Source organism: Pseudomonas fjordensis (assembly GCF_976987115.1).
Genome location: NZ_OZ336860.1, coordinates 4,539,622 through 4,554,164, shown reverse-complemented (window position 1 = coordinate 4,554,164; position 14,543 = coordinate 4,539,622). Strand labels below are relative to the sequence as shown.

15 protein-coding genes and 1 pseudogene are annotated in these 14,543 nt (G+C 58.4%); 8 read left to right on the top strand and 8 right to left on the bottom strand.

The features are described from left to right. Positions 1–3: 3 nt before the first annotated feature. On the top strand, positions 4–546 hold the full coding sequence (locus ACWHXD_RS20780; protein ID WP_138762966.1) for a cysteine hydrolase family protein: 543 nt from the start codon (positions 4–6) through the stop codon (positions 544–546). 4 nt (positions 547–550) lie between these two features. Further along, positions 551–1,546, top strand: a complete 996-nt coding sequence (locus ACWHXD_RS20775; RefSeq protein WP_138762965.1) for a GlxA family transcriptional regulator — start codon at positions 551–553, stop codon at positions 1,544–1,546. Here ACWHXD_RS20775 and ACWHXD_RS20770 read toward each other — a convergent pair. After that, positions 1,518–1,688, bottom strand: a complete 171-nt coding sequence (locus ACWHXD_RS20770; RefSeq protein WP_084571028.1) for a DUF2986 domain-containing protein — start codon at positions 1,686–1,688, stop codon at positions 1,518–1,520. The genes ACWHXD_RS20775 and ACWHXD_RS20770 overlap by 29 nt on opposite strands. Positions 1,689–1,731: 43 nt before the next feature. Then, a complete protein-coding gene (locus ACWHXD_RS20765; protein WP_138762964.1) occupies positions 1,732–2,760 on the bottom strand; it encodes an alpha/beta hydrolase family protein in 1,029 nt (342 codons plus the stop codon). 315 nt (positions 2,761–3,075) lie between these two features. Between ACWHXD_RS20765 and ACWHXD_RS20760 the strand changes: the two genes are divergently transcribed. Next, positions 3,076–4,437, top strand: coding sequence for a hypothetical protein (locus ACWHXD_RS20760; protein WP_138762963.1), 1,362 nt, complete (start codon positions 3,076–3,078; stop codon positions 4,435–4,437). A gap of 29 nt (positions 4,438–4,466) precedes the next feature. On the opposite strand, the gene ACWHXD_RS20755 is transcribed toward ACWHXD_RS20760, so the two are convergent. Then, positions 4,467–5,297, bottom strand: coding sequence for an alpha/beta fold hydrolase (locus tag ACWHXD_RS20755; RefSeq protein ID WP_032896079.1), 831 nt, complete (start codon positions 5,295–5,297; stop codon positions 4,467–4,469). Positions 5,298–5,474: 177 nt separating this feature from the next. Here ACWHXD_RS20755 and ACWHXD_RS20750 point away from each other — a divergent pair, with 177 nt between their 5' ends. After that, positions 5,475–5,933, top strand: coding sequence for a MerR family transcriptional regulator (locus ACWHXD_RS20750; RefSeq protein ID WP_138762962.1), 459 nt, complete (start codon positions 5,475–5,477; stop codon positions 5,931–5,933). A gap of 14 nt (positions 5,934–5,947) precedes the next feature. Here ACWHXD_RS20750 and ACWHXD_RS20745 read toward each other — a convergent pair whose 3' ends face one another. The 3 genes from ACWHXD_RS20745 to ACWHXD_RS20735 form a co-directional block, all read right to left on the bottom strand. Continuing rightward, the gene (locus ACWHXD_RS20745) at positions 5,948–6,874 is read right to left on the bottom strand and encodes an acetoacetate decarboxylase (ADC) (protein WP_138762975.1); all 927 of its coding nucleotides are present in this window, start codon (positions 6,872–6,874) and stop codon (positions 5,948–5,950) included. Between the two features lie 106 nt (positions 6,875–6,980). Next, positions 6,981–7,721, bottom strand: coding sequence for a type 1 glutamine amidotransferase domain-containing protein (locus tag ACWHXD_RS20740; protein WP_138762961.1), 741 nt, complete (start codon positions 7,719–7,721; stop codon positions 6,981–6,983). Positions 7,722–7,909: 188 nt separating this feature from the next. After that, positions 7,910–8,245, bottom strand: a complete 336-nt coding sequence (locus ACWHXD_RS20735; RefSeq protein ID WP_032896083.1) for a DUF6124 family protein — start codon at positions 8,243–8,245, stop codon at positions 7,910–7,912. Positions 8,246–8,869: 624 nt separating this feature from the next. Here ACWHXD_RS20735 and ACWHXD_RS20730 point away from each other — a divergent pair. The 4 genes and pseudogenes from ACWHXD_RS20730 to ACWHXD_RS20715 all read left to right on the top strand — a co-directional run. Next, a complete protein-coding gene (locus ACWHXD_RS20730; protein WP_032896084.1) occupies positions 8,870–9,172 on the top strand; it encodes a type II toxin-antitoxin system RelE/ParE family toxin in 303 nt (100 codons plus the stop codon). A 1-nt stretch (position 9,173) separates the two neighbouring features. Further along, positions 9,174–9,557, top strand: coding sequence for an addiction module antidote protein (locus ACWHXD_RS20725; protein WP_138762960.1), 384 nt, complete (start codon positions 9,174–9,176; stop codon positions 9,555–9,557). Positions 9,558–9,766: 209 nt separating this feature from the next. Beyond that, positions 9,767–10,402, top strand: a complete 636-nt coding sequence (locus tag ACWHXD_RS20720; protein WP_032896086.1) for a lytic polysaccharide monooxygenase auxiliary activity family 9 protein — start codon at positions 9,767–9,769, stop codon at positions 10,400–10,402. A gap of 40 nt (positions 10,403–10,442) precedes the next feature. After that, positions 10,443–11,444 (top strand): annotated as a pseudogene (locus ACWHXD_RS20715) (chitinase); the annotation flags it as partial. A gap of 196 nt (positions 11,445–11,640) precedes the next feature. Here the strand turns inward: ACWHXD_RS20715 and gudD are convergent. After that, on the bottom strand, positions 11,641–12,966 hold the full coding sequence (gudD, locus tag ACWHXD_RS20710) for a glucarate dehydratase (protein WP_138762958.1): 1,326 nt from the start codon (positions 12,964–12,966) through the stop codon (positions 11,641–11,643). A gap of 19 nt (positions 12,967–12,985) precedes the next feature. Beyond that, complete coding sequence (locus tag ACWHXD_RS20705; protein WP_138762957.1) at positions 12,986–14,335, bottom strand: MFS transporter; 1,350 nt, start codon at positions 14,333–14,335, stop codon at positions 12,986–12,988. Between the last annotated feature and the right edge of the window lie 208 nt (positions 14,336–14,543).

The following is a 14,543-nucleotide window of genomic DNA, read 5'->3' as shown; positions in this document are numbered from 1 at the left end:
CCCGTGAGTCATAAAGCCCTGATCGTGATCGACGCCCAACATTCCTTCCGTCATTCAACCTACTGGTCCGAAAATGACCTGCCCGATTATCTGGAAAAACAGCAGGCCCTCATCGATGGCTGTGTTCAGCAAGGCATCCCGGTGATACAAGTCTTCCATGTTGAAGACCAAGGGCATTTCTCCATGCAATCGGGCAACGTCAGGGCCTTGAGCGAGCTGTCGATCAATCCACAGTTGGTGATCCATAAGCGCTACCACAGCGCCTTCGCCGGTACGCCTCTGGCCGCTCGCCTTACGGAGATGGGCGTCACCACGCTGATCATCAGTGGCATCCGGACCGAGCAATGCTGCGAGACCACCACACGGCAGGCGTCGGACAGCGGCTTCAAGGTGGACTTTGTCAGTGAAGCCACACTGACATTCCCCATGACCCACCTGCGTAGCGGCCGGGCGTACACCCCGGCGCAGATTCGCGAACGCACGGAGCTGGTGCTGGAAGAGCGTTTTGCGCGCATCGTCACGGTCGCCCAGGCCTTGGAGGAGTGAAGCCGTGAGCGTACCGGTGCTGTTCGTGCTATTGCCAAACGTGCTGATGCTCGACCTGGCGGGGCCTGCCGAAGTATTACGCCTGGCCGCGCAAGCCGAGGACCCGGCGGCGGTGGATTTCGACTTGCATTACGTCAGCCCGGTGGAGTCGCTGTACAGCTCCATCGGCTTGCCACTGACCGGGCTGGCGCCCCTGCCACCGACCCTGGCCCCCGGCACGCTGGTGGTGCTGGTGGGCTCCACGATGAACGTATCAAAGGCCTACCAAAAGGCTTTCGAATCGGCCTGCCATCAGCTCACCCATTGGTTGCAAAACGTGTTCGCGCCCTCGGCCGAACGCCTGGTGTGCGTGTGCGCCGGCGCGTTGAGCGCCGCCAGGGCCGGGCTGCTCGATGGGCGCCAATGCACCACGCACCATTCGTTGTGTGCCACCTTGCAGGCCCTCGCCCCCAAGGCCCGGGTTCTGGAAAACCGCCTGTACGTCACCGATGGCCCGGTCAGTTGCAGCGCCGGTATCACGGCGGGTATCGATCTGATGCTGCACCTGGTTGCCGAACTGGCCGGGCCACGCTTGGCGTGCGCCGTGGCGCGGGACATGGTGGTGTACCTGCGCCGCAGCGGCAGCGACCCACAGCTATCGCCTTGGGTGAGCGGGCGCAATCACCTGCACCCGGCGGTCCATCGCGTGCAAGACGCCATCGCCGCCGCCCCCTGCGAGGCCTGGACGCTCACCCGCATGGCAAGCCTGGCCTGCACCAGCAGCCGACACCTGGCGCGCCTATTCCAGGAGCATGTCGGCATCAGCCCGTTGGATTACCTGCACCGCCTGCGCCTGGCCGTGGCCCGTGAACTGCTGGCCGAGTCGGCCCTGGACATAGAAACCATCGCCGAGCGCGCAGGCTTTGGCTCGGCGCGGCATCTACGGCGTATCTGGAGCAAATATGACGCGGCCACCCCTTCAGCCATGCGCTTTACTCAGCAAGCGTCTCGACAGCCGTGACCGGCTCTTGACCGGCCTCGGTGGCCAGCTTCAAACGGTCCGCCTTGCTGATGTATTTGTCTTTGCTTTTAGGCGCCAGCTTGGCGCTGGCCTTTTTCGCTTTGGCTTTGAAGAGTTGCTGAAGTTTTTTCTGGCGGTTCATGTTCCGTTGCCTGAAGGGGAAAGGCGCGGATGATACTACCGGTTCAGCTTGCCAGGAACTCGCTGATCAGTGTGATCACCTGCTGCTGGATCACGGGCCGTGGCCGCGCGCCTTTGCCGTCCTGGCAAATGATGCTGTCGCCGGGCACATCAGCGTCAAGCACCGCTGCCGCGCCCGGTTTGCACTGAGACATAAAACTGAAGTGGTTGGCGTCCTGGATCTCCACGTACTGAGTCGACGTTTTTGGCAGCCGCTTGGCCATGTCGGCCGATTCCATCTGCGCCGGCAAATCCGCTGACGGCACACCGGCGGCGATCACCAGGGCCGGCACTGGCAACGCCGCCAGGCTCGCATCGGTAAAACCGCGCGACAGGCCCAGGTCCAGGGACACCACAGCGCTCACGCGTTTGTCGCTCAAGTCCGCGGCCACTTGAGCCTTCCCGCTCGGCGTACCTTCAGGGTTCATCTCACGGTAAGCCGTGCACGCCACCAACGTCGGATGAGCCTCGCAATCCCGGGCAAACAACGCCGGGTCAAAACGCGCCCCTGCGCTCTCCATGACCGTCCAGCCGCCCAGGGAATGGCCTATCACCGCGATCCGGCTGCTATCTACCGCGCCAAATGGCGTGGCCTGCGCCAGCAGCGCATCAATGGCCCGGCTCAAATCCCTGGGCCGTTGCCACAACTGCGCGGCGGCTTGCGCGCTGCGATCCTGGCTGGTGGTGCCAGGGTGGTTGACCGCCGCCACGATATAACCCCGCCGGGCCAGTGCACTGGCCAGCCACGCCTGTTTACCCCAATTGCCACCGTAGCCGTGGGAGAGCACCACCACCGGGTGTTTGCCGGGCGTCGGTGCGGCATCAGGTACCGCAAGCACACCGATGAACACCAGGTTGTCAGCGATCAGCTTGGGTTGGGCGGTGGTGGCGGCGGGGTACCACACGGCCATCTCCAATGGGCGAATGTTGTGAGTATCGGGGAGGGTGGTGGTTTGGAAGCCGATGGGGTTGTCGTTGGCGAGTGCAGGCGCGGTGAGGCTTATCAGGAGCAGGGCGGCAAAGGGGGCTTTCATTGTTTTTATCGTCCTTGAAATGAGGTGCGCAGCATGAACTGAAATGGGCGGCTTAGGTAGAGGGCAGGCGGGACTAGGAGGTGGCCTACGAATTCCTACTTTCGGGTATTACAGATGGGGACTTCATGTTTTTAGGAAGTGGCCGGCTTACTTGGCGCTATGAATCGTGCACTGTCGGAGCGTGAGTCCTACTGCCGTATCGATGATGATCTGAGTTGTGTGCTTTTTAACTTAAGTTGCGAGCCTCGCGTGAGGTCCGTATGCAGGGCTTACTTGCCGATCAGAAAACATTCTTAGTCGATGGCGGGTGTAATCATGATGAACGTCAGTGTTTATACATCGTTAACTAATAACCACTTGGGCAGTGCTGTTCCCACCCGCCCTAGCCCGGTTTCTGTGTCGTCTATTCAAGACAATACCGGCTCCTCTAGCGATAACGTTCAAGCCAGTACCGTCAGCACCGTTTCGATCCTGGCGGGGCAATTAAGTGATGCTGCTAGCCGTGAAGTCCGCCTTCGCCAGCTGGACCCAAGGCATAACGCCCTCAGTCCGCTCGATGGGATAAGTGACGAACAATATTTCGCCAACAAGGCTCAGCATGATGCTGAGGTCCCCGATACACCGTTCTTGGAATTGCATGAGCGCGCCAAGCAAGCCACCGCCTTCGCCAACGGTTCTGCCAGTAACCCATTCACAGGCCTTACGGTCGATCAATTGACTCTGATTGCCCGCGACGACAGCGGTGCGTTCACCGTCAACGAACGGCGGGCTGCCTGGCAAGAGGCTCGCTTGAATGAGCAGAGGGCCAGCGCTTCTTCAGGTTCTACCATAGGTCGTGAACTGATGATTTCTCGCCTCTTTCTGGGGCATGAACCTGCGGTGGCCGAAGGCACCCTGAACCGCAGCAACATGGCCCAAAGCAACTACGATTTTCTCACTCGCGAGGATCGCACTCTGCTGTCTGATATGTACGCTTATGCGCAGGAACACGGTGCCGACTTGGCGTATGTCGATATGTTGGCTTACGACCTCGGTAACTATCGTCATCATGATAACGGTCGCCAACTGTTGAGTGGCAATGAAGGCTACAACCAAGAGGGGCGTAGGGTGACGTTCAATTTCAAGGCACACGATATAGCGACAGCCTCACGCATTCTGAGCGGTTCGGCGATTAGCTCAACCCGGCTCGATCAGGGTTTTTTGCGGCATGTCCTGAACCCGGACTTCGGCGCATTGAGCAACATGGGGAGCATTGCCTTCCTTGAACAGATGGTGCTGAGATTTTCCAGCGAGGGCGCCGCGCAAGCTTCGTTGGGCCGCGAGTTCACCACTTACGTGCCGACAAGTATCAAGGACAACATGGTAGTCACAGTGGCCGAAGAGGTGACGCTTATATTCGATGACCCCGTGCTTATCAACACGGATGGCCTATGGACGATTACCGAAAAAGGCAAGGCTGCTGGCTACACGATGGACTCGGCGACCGGCAAGCCGCGTCGGGCCGTTGCGCCGACGGTCGACGAACGACAGGCGCACAGTGGCGTTGCGGGTGCTGTAGCAGACGCCCTGACGACGCGCTCTCTTGTAGACACCCTTGCAGTCAACCAAGACCAGTCCAGTGCGCAACGGCTCTGGCCTGGGCATTTACTCAAATGGATGAAGAATCTAAAACCCTGAAGAAGGGGCGGTTACCCGCCCCCAATCAATCAGCTCCTTATAAACGCCAGCAAATCCGCATTAATCGTATCGGCATGGGTGGTAGGCATGCCATGCGGGAAGCCCGGGTAGATTTTCAGCGTGCTGTTTTTCAACAATTTGGCGGACAGCACCCCGGCATTTTCATGGGGGACGATCTGATCATCGTCGCCATGCATGACCAATACGGGAATCTGGATGCTCTTCAGGTCTTCGGTGAAATCGGTCTGGGAAAACGCCACGATCCCGTCATAGTGCGCCTTGGCACAGCCCATCATGCCTTGCCGCCACCAGTTCAGGATGATGCCCTCGGACGGCTTGGCGCCTGGGCGGTTATAGCCGTAGAAAGGTCCGGCGGGAACGTCCTGATAGAACTGTGCGCGGTTGGCTTTCAGCTGCGCCTGCAAGTCGTCGAACACTGACTTGGGCAGGCCACCAGGATTGCTCGGGGTCTGGACCATCAAAGGAGGGACGGCACTAATGATGGCGGCCTTCGAGACGCGCTCTTCACCGTGGCGGGCGATGTAATGAACCACTTCACCGCCGCCGGTGGAGTGACCGACATGCACCGCAGTTTGTATACCCAGGTGCTCGACCACCGCCGCAACGTCGTCGGCATAGTGGTCCATATCGTGCCCGTCCCAGACCTGGCTGGAACGCCCGTGGCCACGCCGGTCGTGGGCAACGACCCGGTAACCTTCGCCCAGGAAAAACAGCATTTGCGCGTCCCAATCATCTGCGCTCAGTGGCCAGCCATGATGGAAGAAAATGACCTGGGCATCGCGTGGGCCCCAGTCCTTGTAGAAAATTTCAACACCGTCTCGCGTGGTGACGTAGCCCATGTTCGCCTCTCCCAAATGAAATGATGGCCTGATCGAACCGCGATCATGGCGCTGGATTGACCCACTGCGGCCCATGCGTGTCTGGCAAGCGCGCCGCCTACCAATTGCCGCCTTGGCCGCCCAATGACTTTAGGTTTAAAGTCAACTTTAAGGTCAATGGTTTTTTGTGGGTGGTACATGAGAATAGGCGAGTTGGCAAAAATCAGCGGGTTGGCGGCCTCACGTATCCGTTTCTACGAAGCGAGCGGCCTGATCCAATCGGTTGAGCGTAAATCCAACGGCTATCGGGACTATTCGCCCGGCACCGAGGCGGTGTTGGAGATCATCAAGGGTGCCCAGGCAGCCGGTTTCTCTCTGGAAGAAATCCGGCAGTTAATGCCCCGCAGTGCCGGTGGTTGGCAGCATGACGAGCTGCTCTGCGGGCTCAAGCACAAGGTCGAGGAAATCGAGGTTCTGCAACAACGGCTGGCCCAGAACAAGGCGCAGTTGCTGAACGTCATCAAGGGCATCGAAGGCAAGCCCGAGGGCATGGCCTGTGCGGAGAATGCGCAGATGCTGATTAACCGTCTGCGCGAGGAAGGGGGAGCTCCAGCCTTATCCAAGAGAAAAAGCGCCCGCCGGGCCCCGAGGGCCTGACCGGCGCACAAGGGTCAGCGTTCGCCAATCAGGTTGACGAGCGGCTCTGGCGCATAGAGTGCGCTCTGGAACTCGGGTACGTATTCGTATTTCAGCATTTTCCCCAGTTTGAGGGCGCGCAGGTAATTGGACAGGCTACCATCGCCCAACGTGAGGGTAGCTGAGTCTGCGTCACGGCTGGAGCCATGGCTGAGCTGGCGGGAAACCGCATACCCATAAGCCAGTTGGCCGTGGTGATCCAGATTGGTGAAACTGCTGGTGACCAGGTCCACATCACGGGACAGTTTCTCAAGCTTTTTAACCTTGAACGACACGTCCAGTTTGCCGGTCTGGCTATCGGTAATGTCATACACCACCGAGTGCCTATCCTCTTTGCGATCAATGCCGGTGAGCCATTTCGGCAGGTTGTAACCGACCACCCCGCGCACCCGCGCCAGTTCGGTATTCACCGGCAGCTTGAGCACATAGCCCCAAAAATCCTGCGACATCGACTGGCCCACCAGCGTGAAGGGACCCAGGTTGGCTTTGCCAGGTTTGTTCGTGATGATCGACACGGCGACTTCGTTATAGGCGTCGTTATCGCAATGCTCATAGGTATACGCAGTAAACGCGATCAGCCCGCGACCCGGCCAGACTTGCAAGGGCTGCACGGCGGCCAGTACCTGCGGCGGCATCAACGCCCGCAGCTTATCGATGTCGGCTGTATAGACTGCTGTTACCCGACTGTTCTGGTAGTAAAAATTGGGCGAGTAGGATTCAAAACCGATGTCGACCTTGTGCTTTTGCAACCCTTTGAACCAGCTTAAATCAACCCCAGGCACTTCAGCCGCAATCACCGACAACGGCGGATTGGAGCGAAAGCGGTCGTACAAGCCGCCTTTGACGACGGGCACCTGTTGGCCGGCGATATCGATGTGGGTTGTGTCGTTCGGGCTGGGCATCTCGGGTGTTCCCGCCAACGCAAGGTTGGCAAAAGGGGTGAGCAGCAATGCGGTTAACACGGCGCTTGGAATGTTCAATCGGTTTTCTCCAGGGAGGGGCTAGGCGCTATCGTTCGTGGGACAGCTCGGTTATCACGGCGAGTGCGACGGCCTTGGGCGATTGCGGGTTCTGGCCCGTGATCAGGCGGCCATCGGTGATGACAAATGAGGTGAACGGCACCCAGCCCTTGCGGTAACGCGCCCCTTGGCTCAGCAGCCGGTCTTCAAGCAAGAACGGCACCTCACGCTTCATGCCCGATAGCAGTTCTTCGCGATTGGAGAAGCCGGTGATGTTTTTGCCCTTGATGATCGCGTTGCCCTGTTCATCCTTCAGGTCCAGCAGGCCCGCCACACCGTGGCACACGGCCGAGACGATGCCGCCCTGGTTGTAAATGGTTTGGGCGACACGTTGCAGGTCGAGGTTGCCTGGGAAGTCCCACATGACACCGTGGCCGCCGGTGAAGTAGATCGCGCGAAATTGCGCCGGATCGACATCGGCAATGGGCAGCGTGTGTTGCAGCCGGGCGCGAAAGGCTGGGGACTGCAGCTGTTCACGCGCCGGCTTGTCCATGTACAGCCAGCCGAGGCTGCGCTCATCCAGAGGCACAGCACCCCCTTTGGGGCTGGCAAACACCGTCGTGTAGCCAGCCGCTTCCACGACCTCGGTGAAATGCGTCAGCTCGGTCAGCCACAGGCCCGTGGTATCGGTCCTTGAGGGGTAGCTGGCGTGGTTGGTCATGATCACCAGGATCTGGCGATTGTTCGCAGCGGCCGTGGAAGGGCCGGGTTCAGCCTGTGCAAATGTCATAAGCGCGCCACCTATCGCTACCAACGCAAAAGAAATAAGGGTTTTGAGCATGATCCAGGGTCCAGTAATCCTGTCGGTTGGTGCATGCTCACCTTAAACCTCGCTTTAAGGTCAACCCCTGCTTTGGCAAAAAAAACCGAGTCGTCTTGGGGCGCGACGGCTCGGCTTTTTTTGGGCGTGTTGAACGTTTAGCCAGCTGCTACAGCCGCCTCGCGCTCCATCAACTTATCGACCAACAACATTCCCAGCTCACTTAACTGATGAATCGCCAACGCGACGTCGCGCTGTTTACCGGTCAGTTCATCCGACAGGTCGAGCAGCAGGGCGGTTACTGAGGAAAAGGTTTCATAGCTATTGGCGACGAGCATTTCATTGCTGGCATCGTCGGCAACGCTGAACAGCGGTGTCGAGGGTGGAGGAGAGGGTTCGGCGTTGGGGTTGAGGGCGTGATCGATCGCACGACGGACTGCCTGATCAAGCTTCAGGTTTGGATCGTTTGGAGGGTTTGGGGTGACTTTGTACATATGCGTAATTCCTGAATGGGGCCGACACCGTTTCGCTACTAAACGAAAGGGTGGCAGCTGTACGCAGGTTAGTAGACCGGGGAATTACACAAAGCCGGCGCGCCCGAAGGCGCCCTACGCACAGCCACCATCAGGCACAGACAGGAACGTCTGATAGATGAAGCTCATGCACTAAGTGTAATTGACCCTCGGGCTACTAAACCCGATCACTGAGTTGTCAGCGACCGGGCCACCTTAGAGACGCCCATCCAAGCGCACAAGCCGGCGGATTCTGACGCAACTGTAGGCAATGGAGCAAGGTGGTGCAGCTTGCTGTAGGACGGGTCTACATCAACGCCGGCCCACTCACCTCCCTGTAGGAGCGAGCTTGCTCGCGAAAAACCATAGGCGCCGCGTTCATTCTGGATGAACACATTATCTTTACGTTCTTCGCGAGCAAGCTCGCTCCTACAGAGAGGATGCCTCAGTCGCGACGCAACGTTTCGGTCTTGAGGACACAAGCGCTAATAGTATTGCTCGGCTGCCTGCGCGGCGGCTGGACTAGGATTTTTTCTTGCGGTGCACACCAACATTAAAAATTCACTGGCATCTACAAGGAGTAGCCAGTAGGCTACATGTGACTCTGTGATCAATACGATTGGCAGGACGCCCGAGTTCGATACATGGCTCGACGGTATGAGGGATGTGTGGGGAAAAACGGCTGTGCTGATCCGCCTGGATCGAGCCGAAGAAAACAATTTTGGCGATTGCCAGCCTGTAGGCGATGGCATGAGTGAAATGCGTGTGTTTGTCGGGCCCGGCTACAGGATTTACTTTGTGCGCACGGGCATCACCGCTTACCTGATGCTGTGGGGAAGCGATAAAACCGACCAGAAACGAGGAATCAAGCGGGCAAAAGAGATTCTCGATGCCTTGAGAGGTCAATGACATGAGTAAGTCAACATTCAAACCAGAGGACATGCCGGTCCTCGAGCTGGATACATCCGGCACCAGTGCCTATGAGGCTTCGCGCTTCCTTGATAGCCCGCAAACCATCAGTGCTTATCTTGCGCAAAGCATGGCGTGCCATGACCCGCAAGTCCTTATGAAGGCGCTGGCCGAGGTTGCCAAGGCCCTGGGTGTAAACAAGGTTGCCGAAGCGGCGGGGGTGAATCGGGAGAGCCTGTATAAAACCCTGAAAGGCGGCTCAAAGACGCGTTATGAGACGGTCCAGAAGCTGATGCTGGCATTGGGGGTGGAACTGACGGTACGACCGATTACCGCGACCCCCCCTAAAAAAACGGCTGCCATCGGTACAGAGAAGCTGTATTGAAATGCGCATGGTCTTGTAGGAAATCGACCTCTGGAAGCGTAAGGGTTTTCCTATAATACTGTTTATATATCCAGTGTTTGCAGGTCTGCGCGCTCATGAACCGAAAATGAGTGAAAAATGGGCCTGTGGCAAAAAAAAGCCACTCCGTTAGGTTGAGGTCCTCTCCTTCAAGAAAGGAGAGTTCTTAATCAAACCAATGGAGTTACAAAATGAACAAACCACAAACCCAGACACCTCTTCGCCATGGTCGTGTCACATCCCCTTCCAGCCGTGGCGCAGTCGCCGTGGATCTCGGCCTGCTGGAGACCTGGCAGGTCAATGAAATGGAAGGCGGCAAGAACTTCCCGGCACTGACGGCCGGTTCGTTCCCGGCGCCTTATCAAACCGACACTGACAGCGTCACCCCTCCCGCCGACGGCTTTATCCTCAGCGGTGGCAAGACCGATGCCCGTGACTGCGTCAACTTCACCCACGAGGAAATGGCCAAGAAACTCGGCCGCGCCTTCACCTGGCCGTTGCTCAATGTCGAGCCGGGCCAGACCTTCAAGGTCACCTGGGCATACACCGCGCCGCACACCACCCGTGGCTATCGCTGGCTGATCACCAAGGATGGCTGGGACCCGAAACAGCGCATCACCCGCGCACAACTGGAAACCCAGCCGTTCGCTGAAGACTTCTATGCCCAGGTGCCTTACTACAGCCATGCAGGCGAACTGAAGGCCAAGGTTAATCATGAAGTGAAACTGCCGGCCAACAAAAAGGGCCAGCATGTGATTGTGTTGATGTGGATTGTCGCCAACACCGGCAACGCCTTCTATCAAGCCTTCGATGTGGACTTCAAATAAGCCCGCACCGTTAAACCCACGCGTTCTGAAGGATTAGAACATGTCAAAGATTGACTTTACCTCACTGCAATCGCCGCTCAACGATGCCGCTTCGCTGATGCCGAGCATTGCTGGCAAAAAGATCCTCATGGGCTTCTGGCACAACTGGCCTGCCGGTCCGAGCGATGGCTACCAGCGTGGCCAATTTTCCAATATCAGCCTGGCGGATGTACCCAAGGATTACAACGTGGTGGCCGTGGCCTTCATGAAGGGCAACGGTATCCCAACCTTCAAGCCGTACAACCTGCCCGACGCCGAGTTTCGTCGCCAGGTGGGCGTGCTGAACAGCCAGGGCAGGGCGGTGCTGATTTCCCTTGGCGGCGCCGATGCACACATCGAACTGCATAAAGGCAACGAACAGCCACTGGCCAACGAGATTATCCGCTTGGTGGAAACCTATGGCTTTGATGGCCTGGATATCGATCTTGAACAGAGCGCGATTGATTTCGCCGACAACAAGACTGTCCTGCCCGCCGCGTTGAAACTGGTCAAGGACCACTACGCAGGTCAAGGCAAACACTTCATCATCAGCATGGCGCCGGAGTTTCCGTATCTGACCACTGCCGGCAAATACGTCGGTTACATCCAGGCGCTGGAAGGTTATTACGACTTCATTGCCCCGCAGTATTACAACCAGGGGGGCGACGGCATTTGGGTGCAGGAGGTCAACAAGGGCAACGGCGCCTGGATTGCTCAGAACAACGACGCGATGAAAGAGGACTTCCTGTTTTACCTCACCGAAAGCCTAGTGAGCGGAACGCGCGGGTTTACCAAAATCCCGGCAGACAAGTTCGTCATTGGCCTGCCCGCGAACGTCGACGCGGCTGCCACTGGTTATGTGATCGACCCAACAGCCGTGACCAATACCTTCAAGCGTTTGCACGACAAAAGATTGTCGATCAAGGGACTGATGACCTGGTCGGTGAATTGGGACAACGGCATCAACAAAGACCACGTGCCCTACAACTGGGAATTCAGCCGCCGTTATGGGCCGCTGATCAATGGCACTGCTCTCTCTGGCCTGGAACAGGATGCGGCGGATCTGGCGGTCGCCAATCGGCAGTAGCGCAAAGAGACCTCTGGCAGACGTGCCAGAGGTCAAATCGCTAAGCTTCTGATCTGACTAAAATCCGATGCCTGTTTGGGCATCGGATTTTTTGCGTCACGCTCAAATGGCGCTGAGCATTCCTAAAGCCGATTTACCGCACCAAACAAGGCCGCTTGTTATCAAAGCTCCAACCCGGAATCAGAAACTGCATCGCCACACTGTCATCCCGCGCCCCAAGGCCCATGCTTTTGTACAGTTCATGAGCCTTGGCCACCGCGTCCATATCGATGTCCACACCTAGGCCCGGCTTGGCCGGCACCTTTACGTAGCCCCCTTCGATCTTCAACGGCTCCCGGGTCAGGCGCTGGCCGTCCTGCCAGATCCAGTGGGTGTCGATGGCGGTGATCTCGCCGGGCGCGGCCGCCGCCACCTGGGTAAACATCGCCAGGGAGATATCGAAGTGGTTGTTGGAATGCGAGCCCCAGGTCAGGCCCCAGTCGTTGCACATTTGCGCGACGCGCACCGAGCCTTGCATCGTCCAGAAGTGCGGGTCGGCGAGGGGAATGTCCACCGATTGCAACTGGATGGCGTGGCCCATTTCGCGCCAGTCGGTGGCGATCATGTTGGTGGCGGTTTTAAGGCCCGTGGCGCGGCGGAATTCGGCCATGACTTCGCGGCCCGAGTAGCCGTTTTCTGCGCCGCAGGGGTCTTCGGCGTAGGCCAGCACATGATGCTGGTCGCGGCACAGGCGGATGGCTTCTTTCAACGACCATGCGCCGTTGGGGTCAAGGGTGATGCGTGCATCGGGAAAGCGCTCGGCTAGCGCGGTGACGGCTTCGATTTCTGCGTCGCCACTCAATACGCCGCCCTTGAGCTTGAAATCGTTGAACCCGTATCTGGCTTTGGCCGCTTCTGCCAGGCGCACCACCGCGTCGGCGCTCAGGGCTGTTTCATGGCGCAGGCGGAACCAGTCGTCATCGGCGTCGGCCTCGTTGCGATAGGCGAGGTCGGTGGCGTTGCGATCTCCCACATAGAAGAGGTAGCCGAGCATTTTTACCGCATCGCGCTGTTGTCCTTCACCGAGCAGGGCCGCCACCGGCACCTCAAGAAATTGGCCCAGCAAGTCGAGCAGTGCGGCCTCCATGGCGGTGACGGCGTGAATGGTGATGCGCAGGTCGAAGGTTTGCAGGCCGCGACCGCCGGCGTCCCGCGAGGCAAAGGTGCTGCGCATTTGGTTGAGCACGCGCTGGTATTGGCCAATCGGCTGACCGATCACCAGGCTGCGAGCATCTTCCAGGGTTTGGCGAATGCGCTCGCCGCCGGGCACTTCGCCCACGCCGGTGTTGCCGCTGCTGTCCTTGAGGATGACGATATTGCGCGTGAAGAAAGGGCCGTGGGCGCCGCTGAGGTTGAGCAGCATGCTGTCGTGGCCGGCGACGGGAATGACTTGGAAGTGGGTGACTACAGGGGTATTCATGGCGCGTTCCTGGCTGAGTTCAAAGAGGTTTGCTGATGGCCGCGCCGCTGGGCACGGCCGTTACGGCAGAAGGTGAAGTCTTGGCAAAAAACACCAGGATGGCCGCCAGCACCGAGGTGCCGGCCAGGCCATACAGCCCGCCCTGAATCGACCCGGTGGTTTGTTCCAGAAGGCCAAAGGTGGTCGGCGCAACAAAACCGCCCAGGTTGCCGATGGAGTTGATCAGCGCGATTACGGCGGCGGCGATGCGCACATCCAGGTAGCCCTGGGGGATCGGCCAGAACAGCGAAGACGCGGATTTGAAACCGATGGCCGCAAAGCAAATCGCAACGAAGGCGAAGATCGGCCCGCCCGTGGTGGACATGAACATCCCCACCGCGGCGATCAACAGCGCCGCCGCGACCCAGGCCTGCTGGAACTTGAACTTGCCCGACAACGAGGCGAAGGCGTACATGGCAATGATCGAGATCAGCCACGGGATCGAGTTGAAGAACCCCACCTGTACATCACTCAGGTCGCCCATCTTTTTGATGATGCTGGGCAGCCAGAAGGTGGCGGCGTAGATCGTCAGTTGGATGCAGAAGTACAGAGCGCAGAACAGCAGGATCTGGCGGTCCTTGAGCAGCTTGCCGAGGGTAGGTTTGACCGTGGTCAGGGCTTCGCGATCACGCTGTTCCTGATCGATAGCGCCCACCAGCGCATCCTGTTCTTCGCGACTCAGCCACTTGGCGTCATGGGGTTTGGAGTCGAGCCAGAACCACACAAAGAAACCCAGCGCCACCGACGCCAGGCCCTCGATGCCGAACATCCATTGCCAGCCATGCAAACCAAAGCCTTCGATCTGCAACAACGCGCCCGACAACGGCCCAGAGATCAATGAGGCCACCGCCGAACCACTGAGGAAGATCGCGATGGCCTTGCCACGCTCCACGCCGGGCAACCAGCGCGTGAAGTAATAGATCACACCAGGGAAAAACCCCGCTTCGGCCACGCCCAGCAAGAAACGCAGGATGTAGAAGTGGGTTTCGTTCTGGATGAACGCCATCAGCGTGGCGACGATGCCCCAGGTGAACATGATGCGGGTCAGCCAGATACGCGCGCCGACTTTTTGCAGCAGCATGTTGGACGGCACTTCGAACAACGCATAGCCAATGAAGAACAGCCCGGCGCCGAAGCCGTAGGCGGCTGCGCCGATGCCCAGGTCATGCTCCATGTGCGTGCGCACGAAGCCGATATTGACCCGGTCGATGTAGTTGAGGATGAACATGACCACGAACAGTGGGAGCACATGGCCCTTCACTTTGCTCACGGCGCGGGTGAGTGCTGAATCATTTTCGGGTGCGGCTGACGCTGGGCTTGAATGCTTCACGAATGAAAACTCCCCCTGATTATTTTTATGCGGGTTTGGTGTTTTGTTGCCAGACATCATACAAGTTGTTTTTTAAAGGCCGCAATCCTGTGAGAGGTGATTTTGTTCTTATAAGCCGGTGTTGTGGTTGGCTATTTTGGTTATTTGCCAGATTTCATTGGGTTTAACCCCGTTGGTGACGGCTCGGCGTATGCGCTTCTCTCAAAGC

Excerpts from the sequence above, each read along its gene's own strand:
- ACWHXD_RS20770 (WP_084571028.1), bottom strand. The coding sequence starts at position 1,688 with ATGAACCGCCAGAAAAAACTTCAGCAACTCTTCAAAGCCAAAGCGAAA.
- ACWHXD_RS20765 (WP_138762964.1), bottom strand. The coding sequence starts at position 2,760 with ATGAAAGCCCCCTTTGCCGCCCTGCTCCTGATAAGCCTCACCGCGCCT.
- ACWHXD_RS20760 (WP_138762963.1), top strand. The coding sequence starts at position 3,076 with ATGATGAACGTCAGTGTTTATACATCGTTAACTAATAACCACTTGGGC.
- ACWHXD_RS20755 (WP_032896079.1), bottom strand. The coding sequence starts at position 5,297 with ATGGGCTACGTCACCACGCGAGACGGTGTTGAAATTTTCTACAAGGAC.
- ACWHXD_RS20750 (WP_138762962.1), top strand. The coding sequence starts at position 5,475 with ATGAGAATAGGCGAGTTGGCAAAAATCAGCGGGTTGGCGGCCTCACGT.
- ACWHXD_RS20745 (WP_138762975.1), bottom strand. The coding sequence starts at position 6,874 with ATGCCCAGCCCGAACGACACAACCCACATCGATATCGCCGGCCAACAG.
- ACWHXD_RS20740 (WP_138762961.1), bottom strand. The coding sequence starts at position 7,721 with ATGACATTTGCACAGGCTGAACCCGGCCCTTCCACGGCCGCTGCGAAC.
- ACWHXD_RS20735 (WP_032896083.1), bottom strand. The coding sequence starts at position 8,245 with ATGTACAAAGTCACCCCAAACCCTCCAAACGATCCAAACCTGAAGCTT.
- ACWHXD_RS20725 (WP_138762960.1), top strand. The coding sequence starts at position 9,174 with ATGAGTAAGTCAACATTCAAACCAGAGGACATGCCGGTCCTCGAGCTG.
- ACWHXD_RS20720 (WP_032896086.1), top strand. The coding sequence starts at position 9,767 with ATGAACAAACCACAAACCCAGACACCTCTTCGCCATGGTCGTGTCACA.
- gudD (WP_138762958.1), bottom strand. The coding sequence starts at position 12,966 with ATGAATACCCCTGTAGTCACCCACTTCCAAGTCATTCCCGTCGCCGGC.